Genomic DNA, 14,436 nt, shown 5'->3' with positions numbered 1-14,436 from the left:
CTATGACGCCTTTCGCATCGCCCGGCGGGCGTAGACGGCGACCGCCGCGATGATGATCACGCCACGGATCACTTGCTTGAAGAACACGTCGACCTCGAGTTGGTTGAAGACGGCGTCGATGCTCGCGAGCAGCAGCACGCCGCCGACCGTGCCGCCGACGCCGCCGCGTCCGCCGGCCAGGGCGGTGCCGCCGAGCACCACCGCGGCGATCGACTCCAGGTCGTACAGTCCCTCGGTGCCCACCCTCGGTGCGCCGGCGCCGAGCCGACTGGCGAGGTAGACCCCGGCGAGGCCGGCGCAGAGGGCGCACAGCACATGGGCGGTGACGAGGATCCGGCTGGTGCGCACGCCGGAGAGCCGGGCGACCTCCGGGTCACCGCCCACGGCGATCAGGTGGTGGCCGAAGCGGGTGCGTGTCAGCACGAACCAGGCCGCGGCGGCGACGGCGAGCAGCAGCAGGAACGACAGCGGCACCGGGCCGATGCGCTGGTACCCCAGGCCCTGCACCAGGGCGGGTGCGGTCTTGCCGGCGGGGCCGTCGTATCCGTTGTCGAGGTATCCCTTGAGCAGCAGTCCGACGCCGACGGTCGCGATGAAGGGGTTGATCCGCGCTGTGGTGACGAGGAGGCCGTTGACGAGGCCGATCGTGGCGCTGACGGCGAGCGTCAGGCCGATCGCCGGCAGCAGCGCCCCGTCGTCACCGGCCATGCTCTCGGCGGCGACGAGGGTGCTCAGGCTGACCACGTACGCCACGGACAGGTCCAGCGAGCCCCCGACGATGACCAGCGTCTGGCCGACCGCGACGAGGCCCAGACCGGCGGCGACGTGCAGCAGGCTCACCGTCGTCGGCAGGCTGAACAGCCGGCCACCATCGAGAGTGACGATGAGCCAGCCGATCGCCAGAGTGAGGACCAGGGCGACGAACACGCCGGGCGGGGTCCGCCGGGCCGGCAGGGACAGCGGGCCGCTCATCCGGCCGCCTCCCCCACGGTGCCGACCGCCAGGGCGACGACATCCTCCTCTGTCGCGCCGGCGGGTAGCTCGCCGGCGATCCGGCCGTCGCGCATGACGATGATCCGGTCGCTCATGCCGAGCAGCTCGGGCAGCTCGGACGAGACCATCAGCACGGCGGCGCCGTCGCGGGCCAGCCGGCGGACGAGATCGTGGATCGCCGACTTGGCGCCCACGTCGATGCCCCGGGTCGGCTCGTCGAAGAGCAGGATCCTCGGAGCGAGCGCGAGCCACCTGGCCAGCACGACCTTCTGCTGGTTGCCCCCGGACAGGAAACGGATCTCCTGGTCCTCCCCCGCGGCGCGAAGCTCAACGGCCGCGAGCAGCTCACGGACCCGCGCGGTCCGGGCACGCCGGCCGGCCCGGCCCGGGCGGACGGCGCGGACGGCCAACAGCGCGTTGTCGAGCACCGACTGCTCGGCGACGATCCCCTCGCCCTTGCGGTCCTCGGAGACGTAGGCGATACCGGCCCGCATCGCGGCGCGGGGCGAGCGCAGCCGGACCGGCGCTCCGTCGACGGTCACCTGGCCGGTGCTGAACGGTGCGGCGCCGAACAGTGCGCGGGCCAACGCCGACCGGCCGGAGCCCTGCAGGCCGCCGACGCCGAGCACCTCGCCGGCGCGCAGCCGTAGGTCGATGCCGCGCAGCTTCCGGTTGCCTCCGCCCCGGACGGTCAACCGCACCGGGCCCAGCTCCTGCGGCTTCGCCGGATCGGGGTAGTAGCTCGACAGCTCGCGGCCGACCATGTGGCGCACCAGCTGATCGGCGCTGGTGTCCGCGGTGTCCAAGGTGGCCACCGCCCGGCCGTCCTTGAGCACGGTGATCCGGCTGGACAGGTCGAAGACCTCCTTGAGGCGGTGCGAGACGTACAGCACGCCCATCCCGTGCTTCTGCAGCCGCCGTACGAGCGCGTAGAGCTGGTCGACTTCGTGGTCGGCGAGAGCCGCGGTGGGTTCGTCCATGATGAGCAGCCGCGCGTCGAGGGCGAGCGCCTTGACGATCTCGACCACCTGTTGTTGCGCCACGCCAAGTCGTCCCACGCGTGTGTCGGGCGGTAACGAGCCCTCCCCGATCGAGGCGAGGAGTTCCGCGGTGTGGCTGAGCATCGCCCTGCGGTCGACGAGCCCGCGGCGCAGGGGCTCGCGGCCCAGACAGACGTTCTCCGCGACGGTGCGCTCGGGCAGCAGGGTCAGTTCCTGGTAGACGATGCCGATACCGGCCTGCTGGGCCTCACGCGGGCTGCGGAACGTCCGCGGTACGCCGGCGAACTCGACCGTTCCCTCGTCGGGCGGGTGGACGCCGGACACCACCTTCATGAGCGTGGACTTGCCGGCGCCGTTCTCGCCGACGACCGCGTGCACCTCGCCGGGCCGGACCTGGAGGTCGACGCCATCGAGCACCCGCACGCCGAGGAACGATTTGCCGATGCCTCGCAGAGCGAGCAGCGGCGTCGGCAGCAGGCCAGACATCGTGGGAACCTCTGCATTCGCGTCGTCAGCAGGATTGCGTCACCGATAGCTGAAGCGTTCGGGTGCGGCCGGCATGGAGTGACAGTTCCCGCTCGCGAGCTGTCGTCGAATAAGCCGCGAACTTTCGCCGGACGCGATGGCGACATTGCGGCCCCGAGGGTAAATGCCTCGATGAGCGCCTGGCAATACCACCGGACATCACCGTGGAGGACGTTCGCGGTTCGAGCTGCTCAATGTGGGCCGACGATAAGTCGACAGCTATCGATACGCCAAAACCTGTTATCGAATCGGCCCGTCCACAGTCGCGCGCCGAACCATGAAGATTGATTGGAAAAATGTGTTATGGAAACGGCCCGACGACAGTCGCGCGCCGAACCACGACGATTGCCGCGCAAAAACGTGTTATGGAATCGGCCGCACCCGAACCATATTGACTGTTGCGATACGCCGCTGCATGCTGGCCGGCAGACCACGGGAGACGGTCGCATCTGGCGTGACGCCCTATCTCTTCCGTAGGGACTTGACTGCCCGTCACGGCGGACGGGACGACGAGCTGACGGCACACGCGCGCCTACGACGCGCTCAGGCACTCCGGCGCATCCGAGGTGCGGCCGGCGCGTGCCCGTGGTCATGCCATCGTTGCTCCGCCGAAATAGGAGACGGCATGCGTCGCATCATATTAATCTTCGGGGCGATCGCGAGCGTGCTCCTGTCGCTCGTCGTCGCCCAACCGGCGTCAGCGGCGCCGGCCTTCCGAGCCCTGGTCTTCACCAAGACCGCCGGCTACCGGCACGATTCGATCCCCGCCGGCCTCACGATGTTCCGGGAGCAGGCGGCGGCCAACAACTTCGAGTTGGTGCACAGCGAGGACTCGAGCGTTTTCACCCCCGCGAACCTCGCCACCTTCGACGTGGTCATCATGTTCCAGACCTCGGGAATGGTGTGGAACACGGCCGCCCAACGTCAGGCGGTGGAGGGTTACCTCGCCAGCGGCAAGGGCATCGTCGCGATCCACAACGCCACAGACATGGGCATCGAGAACGAGTACCCGTGGTGGGACCAGACCATCAACGGTGGCGCGCACATGCCGGAGCACTCCCCCGGCGTGCTGTCCGGCACCGCGATCGTCGCGGACAAGAAGCACCCGTCGACGGCCGGCCTGCCGGACCGTTGGAACCGCAGCGAGGAGTGGTACAACTTCGACCGCAACCCCCGCGGCGACGTCCATGTCCTGGTCACCGCGGACGAGCGCACGTACAACCCGGGTCCCCGCGCCATGGGGCCGGACCACCCCATCTCCTGGTGCCGCAACACCGGCGGCGGCCGCGTGTGGGCCACCGGCATGGGGCACACCAGCGCGGCCTACAGCGAGACCCATTTCCGCAACCACGTCCTCGGGGGCGTCAAGTGGGCGGCCGGCAAGGAGCCAGGCGACTGCGGCGGCACCGTGTGGAGCAACTTCGAGAAGCGCACCCTCGACGACAACACCGCGGACCCGATGGCCCTCGCGGTCGCCCCGGACGGGCGGGTGCTCTACGTCCAGCGGTCCGGGCAGTTGAAGATCTTCAAACCGACCACGAACAGAACGGTGACAGCCGGCACGCTCAGCGTCTACACCGGCGGCGAGGACGGCCTCACCGGACTGGCACTCGACCCCGACTTCGCCGACAACGGCTACGTGTACCTGTATCACTCCCCGGCCGGAGTCCCGAACGACATCAACCGGGTCTCCCGGTTCACGCTCACCGGCGACACCCTGAACATGTCGAGCCAGGTGACGATCATCGACATCCCCGCGACCCGGGACCGCACGTTCGCCGAGCCCGGGCACACGGGCGGATACATCGAGTTCGGCCCCGACAAGAACCTCTACATCGGCACCGGGGACGACGTCCCACCGAACCTCGACTCCAACTGGCAGGGCTACGCCCCGCTGGACTGGCGGCCGGGCAAGGCCAACCTCGACGCCGCCCGCACCGCCGGCAACACCAACGACCTGAGGGGCAAGCTCCTGCGCATCCGGCCGTCGGCGGGCGGCGGCTACACCATCCCGGCCGGCAACCTCTACCCGCAGGGCACGGCGCAGACCCGGCCGGAGATCTACGCGATGGGCTTCCGCAACCCGTTCCGCTTCTCGATCGACCCGGAGAACGGCTGGGTCTACCTGGCCGACTACGGCCCGGACCGGAACCCGCCCACGACCAACCGTGGCCCGGAAGGGCTCGTCGAGCTCAATGTCATCAAGTCCCCGGGCAACTACGGCTGGCCCTTCTGCCACGGCGACAACCAGGCCTACGCGCCCTACAACCCGGACACCCGCGTCGTCGGCCCCAAGTTCAACTGCAACGCGCCGGTCAACAACTCGCCGAACAACACCGGCCTGACCAGCCTCAAGCCGATCGTCGCGCCGAACATGTGGTACGGCTACGGCGTCTCGCCGAACTTCCCCGAACTCGGCTCCGGCGGCTCGGGGCCGATGGGCGGACCGGTCTACCGCTACAACGCCGCGAACCCGTCCGAGACGAAGTTCCCGCCCTACTACGACGGGGTCCACTTCTTCTACGAGTGGTCGCGCCACACCGTCAAGGAGGTCCACTTCGACTCGGCGACCGCGGTCACCCGGACCAACCCCTTCATGCCCGCCGCCAAGTTCCTCAAGCCGATGGACATGGAGTTCGGGCCCGACGGCTCGCTGTACGTGCTCGAATGGGGCAACAACTTCGGCGGTGGCAACAACGACTCGGGTCTCTACCGCATCGACTACAACCACGGCGGACGGTCGCCGGTCGCCAAAGCCACCGGAACGCCCACCAACGGGGACGCGCCACTGAACGTGCAGTTCAGCAGCGCGGGGTCCACGGACCCGGATCCGGGCAGCACGCTCAGCTTCCACTGGACGTTCGGCGACGGCACCACGTCCACGGCGGCCAACCCGTCACACACCTACACCGCCAACGGCAACTACACCGCCCAGCTCAAGGTCACCGACAACACCGGCAGGACGGCCTTCGCCAACGTGCCGATCACCGTGGGCAACACCGCACCGACCGTCACCATCACGATTCCGTCCGACGGCGGCATGCTGGACTTCGGCGACCGCGTCCCGTACAAGGTGTCCGTCTCGGACCCCGGCGGCGCGCCCGTCGACTGCGCCAAGGTGCTCGTCAACCCCGCCCTCGGCCACGACGACCACCAGCACGAGACCACGGACCATCCGGGGTGCTCGGGCACCATCGACACGTCGCTGCTCGGCGGGCACCCCGAGGGTGCCAACCTGTACTACGTCCTCAACGCCCGCTACACCGACGACGGCGGCCCCGGCGGTGCGAACCCGCTCACCGGCTACGCCCAAGTGATCCTCCAGCCCAAGCACAAGCAGGCCGAGTTCTACACGGACCAGTCGGGTGTGCGGATCGTCGAGCAGGCCGACGCGGAGAGCGGCAAGCGGGTCGGCGACATCTCCGACGGCGACTGGATCGCGTTCAAACCGATGAGCCTGTCGGGCATCACGAGCGTGAAGTACCGCCTGTCGTCGCCGAGCGGCGGCGGATCGATCGAACTGCGCGCCGACTCCCCGACCGGCACACTCCTGGCCACGACACCGGTGCCCAGCACCGGCGGCTGGAACACCTACCAGTCCACGTCGGCGGTGAACACCGCCGATCTCTCCGGCTCGCACCCGCTCTACCTGGTGTTCAAGGGCAGCTCGAACAACTGGTTCGACCTCGACTCACTCACCTTCGGCGGCAACGGGGTCGGCGAACCGGGCAGCGGCGGTGGTGGCGGCGTGGCCGGTCGCACCTGGACGGTCGCGGCGCAGCACAGCGGCAAGTTCATGGACGTCAACGAGGCCTCGACCGCTGACGGCGCCCAGGTCGTCCAGTGGCCGTCCACCGGCGGCAACAACCAGAAGTGGCAGGCCGTCGACGCCGGTGGCGGCGCCGTCCACCTGAAGGCGCTGCACAGCGGCAAGTGCCTCTCCGTCACGGGCGGATCCACCGCCCAGGGCGCGTTCCTGCAGCAGTCCACCTGCGACAACGGCAACGCGCAGAAGTTCCTCGTCACACCGACCAGCACGGCGGGTGTGTACACGGTGAAAAGCCTCCCCAGTGGACTGTGCGTGGACGTCAACGGCGGCTCGACGGCCGACGGCGCACGACTCCTGCAATGGAGCTGCCACGGCGGCACCAACCAACAGTGGCGGTTCACCGCCGTATAGCCCGTCCTGAGGGGATGCCCGGCGCGGTCGCGCGCCGGGCATCCCTCCCTACGAACAGGTGAGGAACCACCATGGTGTTTCGGATACCTCGGCCCCGCCGGTACGGACGGCTGTCCGCGCTGGGCGCCGCCCTGGTGCTGATTGGCGTCGGTGCCACCGCGGTGGCGGCACCGATCGAGCCCGGGCAGAGCGCCCCCGTCGTGGGCGCGCAGTCCGGCCGCTGCCTGACCGTCCCCGGCGCCGGCACCACCAACGGCACCCAGACCCAACTCTGGGACTGCACCGGCGCGGCCGGCCAGACCTGGACCTACACCGCCGGCAAACAACTGACCGTCAACGGCGACAAGTGCCTCGACGCCAGCGGACGCGGCACCACCAACGGCACCGCCGTCATCATCTGGGACTGCAACGGCCAGAACAACCAGCAGTGGAACGTCAACCCCAACGGCACCATCACCGGCGTCCAGTCCGGACTGTGCCTCGACGCCGACGCCGCAGGCACCGCCAACGGCACCAGGATCACCCTCTGGTCCTGCCACGGCGGCACCAACCAGCAGTGGAACTCGCCGACCGCGCCGCCGGACCCGCCGGTGCCGGGCGGCGCGGGAACGTGCGACATCTACGCCTCAGGCGGCACCCCCTGCATCGCCGCCCACAGCACCGTACGAGCGCTCTACGGCACCTACAACGGCAACCTCTACCAGGTCCGGCGCTCGTCCGACAGCACGACCCGGAACATCGGCGTCCTTAGCGCGGGTGGCGCCGCCGACGCGGCGACGCAGGACTCGTTCTGCGCGGGGACGACCTGTGTCATCACCGTCGTCTACGACCAGTCCGGCCGCGGGAACGACCTGTGGTACCAGGGATCGAGTGTGGTTCCCGGCTCCAGCCAGAGCCGCCCGGCGATCGCGACGTCGGAGTCCCTGGCGGTCGGCGGCAGCAAGGCCTACTCGCTCTACATCAACCCCGGCAACAGCTACTGGCGGGACGGCCACCTGACCGGCGTGCCGACCGGCAGCGCCCCTGAAGGCATGTACATGGTGACCAGCGGCACCCATGTCAACGGCGGCTGCTGCTTCGACTACGGCAACAGTGAGACGACCCGAGCGGCCGACGCGGCCGGGGCGATGGACGCGATCAACTTCAGCACCCAGTGCTGGTTCGGCGGGTGTGCCGGCAGGGGCCCATGGGTCCAGGCCGACCTCGAATGGGGGCTCTACTCCGGTGGCAGTCAGACCTGGAACACGAACCAGCGGGCCTTCACCAGCAAGTTCGTGACGGCGATGTTGAAGAACAACGGGACGAGCCGTTTCGCCCTCAAGGGTGGAAACGCCCAGAGCGGAAGCCTGACCACGCTCTGGGACGGCGCGCTGCCGCCCGGCTACAGCCCCATGAAGAAGCAGGGCGCCATCATCCTCGGCAGCGGTGGTGACTGCTGCAAGCCCGGCGGCGGCGCGAACCTCAGCGCCGGCACCTTCTACGAGGGGGCGATGGTGTCCGGATACCCGTCCGACGCGACCGAGAACGCGGTACAGGCCAACATCATCGCCGCCGGATACCGCTGAGTCGCTGCATCCATGAATGGAGAAACGTGATGCGACCAGGCAACAACCGTCACCGATGGCGCACGCTGATCGCCATGGCCACCACGCTCCTACTCGCCGCGGCCGGCATCAGCGGCATCACGCTGACATCCGCTGCCGCCGCCGAGGCCCCCTCCCGCGCCGCGAGCGCCGGATGTGGCAAGCCCCCCACGCTGTCGAGCGGTCCGCACTCGATCCAGAGCAGCGGCAGGAATCGGAACTACATCCTGCGGGTGCCCGCCAACTACGACAACAACCGCCCGTACCGAATGGTCTTCGGCTTCCACTGGAACGGCGGGACGGCGGGCGACGTCGACTCGGGCGGAACCAGCGGATACTCCTGGTCGTACTACGGCCTGCGGGCGCTCTCGAACGACAGCACGATCTTTGTCGCGCCCCAGGGCCTCGGGAACGGCTGGGCCAACTCCAATGGCGAGGATCTGACCTTCGTGGACGACATGATCAGGCAGATCGAGGCGGGCCTGTGTGTCGACACGAACCAGCGCTTCGCCGGGGGTTTCAGCTACGGAGGTGGCATGAGTTTCGCACTCGCGTGCGCCCGGCCGACAGTGTTCCGCGCGGTCGCCGTCTACGCGGGCGGACAGTTGAGCGGGTGCAACGGCGGCACCCAGCCGGTCGCGTACATCGGACTGCACGGCTTGCGGGACCCGGTGCTCCCGATCTCCACGGGCCGTTCGCTGCGTGACAGGTTCGTGCGGAACAACGGCTGCACTCCCCAGAACCCGCCGGAGCCGGCACGGGGCAGCCTCACGCATGTCGTCACGACCTACTCGGGGTGCCGCGCCGGCTACCCCGTGGCATGGGCGGCGTTCGACGCGGGTCATACGCCCGGTCCTGTCGATGGATCGGCCGGCGACTTCGAACCGGGTGAGAGGTCGTGGACCCGGGCGGTGGTGTGGAACTTCTTCACGCAGTTCGACGACACGACGCCCACCCCGCCGCCGAACCCCACCACGTTCCGGCTGCGCAACGAGGGTTCGGGCCGGTGCCTGGACGTCAACGGCGCGAACGCGGCCAACGGCACACCAATGATCATCTGGGACTGCCACAGCAACACCAACCAGCAGTTCACCCAGAACGGTGCGGCGCTGCAGGTGCTGAACAAGTGCGTGCACGTCCCGGCCGACGCCGCCGCCGGCACGCGGGTGCAGATCCAGGACTGCAACGGTGGCGCCAACCAGCAGTGGGTCTTCAACAGCAACGGCACGATCCGCAACGGTCAGAACGGGTTGTGCCTGGATGTCAACGGCGCAGGCACCGCAAACGGCTCCGCGGTCATCGTGTGGAGCTGCCACGACGGCGCCAACCAGCGCTGGACGCGAGCATAGGCGCACGAGTGAAGGCGGCACGTGAGGTCACGTGCCGCCTTCACTCACAGGGACGGGACCAGCGTGCCGCGTCAGCTCAGGGCAGGGTCCACTTCTGGTTGGCTCCGCCGTTGCAGGTCCACAGGTGCACGAGGGTGCCGTCGGAGGAGTTGGCACCCGATACGTCCAGGCACTTGCCCGCCTGCGGGTTCCGCAGCGACCCGTCCGGGTGCGCCTGCCAGTTCTGGTTGGCGCCACCGTTGCAGGACCACAACTGGACTTTCGCCCCGTCCGCCGTGCTGTTGCCGCTGACGTCCAGGCACTTGCCCAACGCCTTGACCGTCGACCCCGGCGTCACTGTCCACCGCTGCCCCGCCGAGCCCGTGCACGAGGAGATCTGCACCGCCGTCCCGTCCGCCGAGCCGCCGTTACGGACATCCAGACACTTGTCCGCGAGCCCCACGACCGGACCCGTGCCGGGGGTGGGTGGCGGACTGCCGCCCAGCTCCTTGATCCGGACGTTGCGGAACGACACGTCGTCCCCCGTGCCGTGGTTCTGGATGCCGACGTGGCCGGCGAGCGAGCGGGCGGGGTCGGTGTTGGTGAAGTCGTTGATCTTCACGCCATTGAGCCAGACCTGGAGCCGCTCGCCCTCCACCAGCAACTCGAAGGTGTTCCACTCGCCCGGTGGGTTGAGCGCCGCGTCCCGGGCAGCCGTGTCCGGGGCCTTGACGGCGTAGATCGAGCCGGTCGTACGGTCAGGCGCGTCGGTCGCGTCGATCTGGACCTCGTAGCCGTTGTTCAGTGCCGACTGCGGGTCGCTCGACGGTGGGAAGCCCACGATCACGCCGGAGTTGTCGTCGCCGGGCATCTTCCAGTCCAGCTTCAGCGAGTAGTTGGTGAACTGCCGGGCGCTGTACCAGAGCATGCCCATGCCGCCGTGCGAGGCGAGAGTGGCGTCCGAGTTGGTGAAGCCGCCCGGGCCAGCCTGCGACCAGCCGGTGGTCGAGCCGTTGTAGAGGCTCGTATAGCCGGTCTCGGGCCGGCAGTCGGCCTTGGTCCGGCCTGCCGCGTACCGGATGCCGCCGAGCAGGTGTGCCCGGAACGCCGGCTCCGCGTACGACGCCTGGCTGTGCCCGCCGCCGGTGTAGAAGGACCGGCCCCCCGAGTAGGTCTTGCACCAGGTGTGCGGGTGGTCGGCGCCCATCGAGCCGCCCGAGTACGACGACTCGTCCAGCGTGGTGAGCACGCGCGCGGTGGTACGGGGGTTGGTCCGGAAGTTGTACCACTCATCGGTGCGGGTCCAGGTCTGCGGCAGGTGGGCGGTCGCCGCGTGAGCGCGCCCCTCCACCTTGACGTTGGCCTGCTGGACAGCTGGGTGCGAGGCGAAATAGGCGCCGACCAGCTCGCCGTAGAACGGCCAGTTGTACTCCGTGTCCGCGGCCGAGTGGACGCCGACGAAGCCGCCGCCCGAGCCGATGTACGACTGGAACGCCGACTGCTGGGCGTCGTTCAGGACGTCGCCGGTGGTGTTGAGGAAGACCACCGCCTCGTAACGGCTCAGGTTGCCGGTGGTGAACTGGTTGCCGTCCTCCGTGGCCGTCACGGTGAAACTGTTCGCCGCGCCGAGGTCCCGGATGGCCTGGATCCCTGCCGGGATCGAGTCGTGCCGGAAACCGGCCGTCTTGGAGAACACGAGGACGTCGTAGGACGTGTCCGCGGCACTGACGGGTGTGGGCTGTGCGAGGAAGGCCAGGGCGGCGAGTGTCGTGGCCGCCCCGCTCAGCAGCATTCGGGGGTGTCTGCGCATGTCCGTCGCTCCCTTCTCGGTGACAGAAATCAGGGCAGGGTCCACTTCTGGTTGGCTCCGCCGTTGCAGGTCCACAGGTGCACGAGGGTGCCGTCGGAGGAGTTGGCGCCCGACACGTCCAGGCACTTGCCCGCCTGCGGGTTCCGCAGCGACCCGTCCGGGTGCGCCTGCCAGTTCTGGTTGGCGCCACCGTTGCAGGACCACAACTGGACCTTCGCCCCGTCCGCCGTGCTGTTGCCGCTGACGTCCAGGCACTTGCCCAACGCCTTGACCGTCGACCCCGGCATCACCGTCCACCGCTGCCCCGCCGAGCCCGTGCACGAGGAGATCTGCACCGCCGTCCCGTCCGCCGAACTGCCGTTACGGACATCCAGGCACTTGTCCGCGAGCCCCACGATCGGACCCGTGCCGGGTGCCGGGCCGCCGCCGGTATCGAGAGTGAACGCGTCGACGTCGAAGAGGAATCCGGAGCCGCCGGCGAAGGTCAGGTAGAGCGTGGTGGTGCCGGGCGGTGCACCGGAGATCGAGCCGCCCACGGTGGTGAAGTTCGTCCACGAGCCGGTGACCGGGACCGTGGCGGAGCCGAGGACTGTGCCGGTCGGCGAGCCGGCCCGAACCTGCAGCCTGCCGCCCGCGCCGGCTGACGACACCCGGGCGCTGAACGACGTGGCGTTGCTCAGCTTGTACGGCTCGAACGCGATCCAGTCGCCGTTCTCGATGTCACCGACGGACTTGCCACCCTCGGCTGTCGACTTGTCGAGGACGGCGACACCGGACGATGTCTTGTAGTGCTCGGCCTGCCGGTGCTTCGGCTGCAGGATGTGCTGCTTGTGCGTGGTGAGCCCGGCGTTGTCGGTGTACTCGGCGTCGAAGACCCCGAAGATGTTCGCCGCGTCGTCGTGCTCACCGTCGACCGGGATGGTGACCGTGCCCGAGCAGCCGGTCTTCGAGGTGATCGGGTGGCCGTGGCTGTCATGACCGACGATGTACGTCAGCTTCACCTTGTCGCAGTCGACCGTGCCGTCCTCCGGATCCGTCACGGTGATACGGAACGGCACGGTGTCGCCGAAGGCGAAGATCTCCCCCGCGGCGGGGCTGTCGATGGTCACGGTCGGCGCGGTGTTGCCGACGGTGATCCGCACGTCGGCGGTGCCGGTGGCACCCTGCGGGTCGCGCACGGTCAGCCTGGCCGTGTAGTCGCCGTTCGTGTCGTACGTCTTCGTCGGGTTGGCGGCGGTGGAGGTGGTGCCGTCACCGAAGCTCCACGCATAGGTCAGTGCCCCGCCCTCGGGGTCGGACGAGCCGGCCGAGGAGAAGGTCACGGTCAACGGCGCCGCGCCGGAGGTCCGGTTGGCGCCGGCCATCGCCGTGGGCGCCCGGTTGCCGGCGCCGACGTAGTCGAAGCGGTAGAGGGCGGAGTATTGGTCGCCCTGGTACAGCCCGGCGCCGTAGTCCAGGACGTAGTAGGAGCCGTCCGGGCCGAACGCCGAGTCGATCACCTGCTTGCCGGTCCAGGGGAAGCTGTCGATGGTCCCCGGGGAGCCGTCGGCGTTGAGGTGGATCGGCTTGATCCAGCCGCGGCCGAACTCCGTGGCGAAGAACTGCCCGTCGAACGACTGCGGGAACTTCGTGGGCGAGCTGACGTCGGGGTCGTACCGGTACACCGGGCCAGCCATCGGCGACTCCGAGCCGCCGCCGAACGCCGGCGGGCTGCCGGCATCGCCGCCGTAGCGGATCCAGGCGGCCTTGGCGGGGGGCAGCGTGCTCAAGCCGGTGTTGCGGGACGAGTTGTTCGTCGGCCCGCCCGAGCAGTTGTACTTCGCGCCTGCCGTGTTGGTGGCGAAGTCCCACTCGGCGTACGTCTCGGAGCCCGTGTTCGTGCCGGTGCAGTACGGCCAGCCATAGAAGCCCGGGCCCGTGATGCGGTTGAACTCGACCTGGCCCTGCGGCCCGCGCGCCGAGGTGGAGCCGGCATCGGGACCGTAGTCGCCGACGTAGACGACGCCGGTGGCCTTGTCGACGCTCATCCGGAACGGGTTGCGCAGGCCCATCGCGTAGATCTCCGGCCGGGTCCTGGCCGTACCGGGCGGGAACAGGTTGCCTGCCGGGATCGAGTACGACCCGTTCTCGTTCACCTTGATCCGTAGGATCTTGCCGCGCAGGTCGTTGGTGTTGGCGGCGGTGCGCTGCGCGTCGAACGCCGGGTTGCGGTTGGTCCGCTCGTCGAGTGGGGAATACCCGGCTGACTCGAACGGGTTGGTGTCGTCGCCTGTGGACAGGTACAGGTTGCCCGCCGCGTCGAAGTCGATGTCTCCGCCGGCGTGGCAGCAGATTCCTCGGTCGGCCGCCACATCGAGGATGTCCACTTTGCTGGACTGGTTGAGCGTGAAGTCGGCGTTGAGCGTGAACCGGGAAAGCCGGTTGACGCCCTGCCACGCCGACCAGTTGCCGCCGGTGGTCGGTGCGTCGCCTCCTGGTGTGGAGAGGGGCGGGGCGTAGTAGAGGTAGATGTGCCGGTTGGTGGCGAAACCCGGGTCGACGCCGATGCCCTGCAGGCCGTCCTCGTCGTGCGTGTACACGGGGATGGTGCCGATCACCGTGGTGGTGCCGCCCGCATCCGTGCGGCGCACGGTCCCGTTACGGGCGGTGTGCAGCACCGACCGGTCGGCGAGTACGGCCAGCGACATCGGCTCACCGACCTCCGCTACCCCGCGGGCCAGTTGGACCTGCTGGAAGTCGGCGGCGTTGATCGGGTGCGCCGAGGCCGGGGTCGCACTGGACAAGGTCGCGACGAGAGCCGCCGCGACCAGGAGCAGAGCCGATCCGATGGCCGGCCAACGCGCGGCTGCGGCCCTCTTGGTTAACATGAGCATGACAATGCAGTCCCCTTCCTGAACAGGTGGTTGCCAAGTTTGGGGCGCGCGCTGCCGCGCCGATGCCGTAGCGGGATGTCGCCGCTTCGGCCCGCCAGGTGTGCTTCAGCAGGCCACTACGCCGAGCGGGGGCAACAGCTCGG

The 14,436-nt window shown here is 69.1% G+C and carries 7 protein-coding genes; 3 read left to right on the top strand and 4 right to left on the bottom strand.

Features of this window, described 5'->3' with window-relative positions; translation table 11 throughout:
• Positions 1 to 972 carry an ABC transporter permease gene (locus ACZ49J_RS14325; protein ID WP_467447991.1) on the bottom strand — a complete coding sequence of 324 codons (972 nt, stop codon included), beginning with the start codon at positions 970 to 972 and terminating at the stop codon, positions 1 to 3.
• On the bottom strand, positions 969 to 2,480 hold the full coding sequence (locus ACZ49J_RS14320; RefSeq protein WP_467447988.1) for a sugar ABC transporter ATP-binding protein: 1,512 nt from the start codon (positions 2,478 to 2,480) through the stop codon (positions 969 to 971). The genes ACZ49J_RS14325 and ACZ49J_RS14320 overlap by 4 nt, the downstream gene beginning before the upstream one ends.
• A gap of 664 nt (positions 2,481 to 3,144) precedes the next feature.
• Here ACZ49J_RS14320 and ACZ49J_RS14315 point away from each other — a divergent pair.
• The 3 genes from ACZ49J_RS14315 to ACZ49J_RS14305 all read left to right on the top strand — a co-directional run bounded on the left by ACZ49J_RS14315 (position 3,145) and on the right by ACZ49J_RS14305 (position 9,631).
• Complete coding sequence (locus tag ACZ49J_RS14315) at positions 3,145 to 6,699, top strand: ThuA domain-containing protein (RefSeq protein WP_467447986.1); 3,555 nt, start codon at positions 3,145 to 3,147, stop codon at positions 6,697 to 6,699.
• A 71-nt stretch (positions 6,700 to 6,770) separates the two neighbouring features.
• A complete protein-coding gene (locus ACZ49J_RS14310; protein ID WP_467447985.1) occupies positions 6,771 to 8,264 on the top strand; it encodes an arabinofuranosidase catalytic domain-containing protein in 1,494 nt (497 codons plus the stop codon).
• Between the two features lie 74 nt (positions 8,265 to 8,338).
• Positions 8,339 to 9,631: a ricin-type beta-trefoil lectin domain protein gene (locus ACZ49J_RS14305; RefSeq protein ID WP_467447983.1), complete on the top strand. Its 1,293-nt coding sequence runs from the start codon at positions 8,339 to 8,341 to the stop codon at positions 9,629 to 9,631.
• A 76-nt stretch (positions 9,632 to 9,707) separates the two neighbouring features.
• On the opposite strand, the gene ACZ49J_RS14300 is transcribed toward ACZ49J_RS14305, so the two are convergent.
• Together ACZ49J_RS14300 and ACZ49J_RS14295 are read right to left on the bottom strand one after the other, a co-directional pair.
• On the bottom strand, positions 9,708 to 11,420 hold the full coding sequence (locus ACZ49J_RS14300) for a ThuA domain-containing protein (RefSeq protein WP_467447981.1): 1,713 nt from the start codon (positions 11,418 to 11,420) through the stop codon (positions 9,708 to 9,710).
• Positions 11,421 to 11,449: 29 nt separating this feature from the next.
• Positions 11,450 to 14,293: an RICIN domain-containing protein gene (locus ACZ49J_RS14295; RefSeq protein ID WP_467447980.1), complete on the bottom strand. Its 2,844-nt coding sequence runs from the start codon at positions 14,291 to 14,293 to the stop codon at positions 11,450 to 11,452.
• Positions 14,294 to 14,436 lie beyond the last annotated feature (143 nt).

Source organism: Streptomyces sp. NPDC030840, from assembly GCF_055572015.1.
The sequence above is the reverse complement of the archived record's forward strand: the minus strand, read 5'-3'. Positions and strand labels throughout refer to the sequence as shown.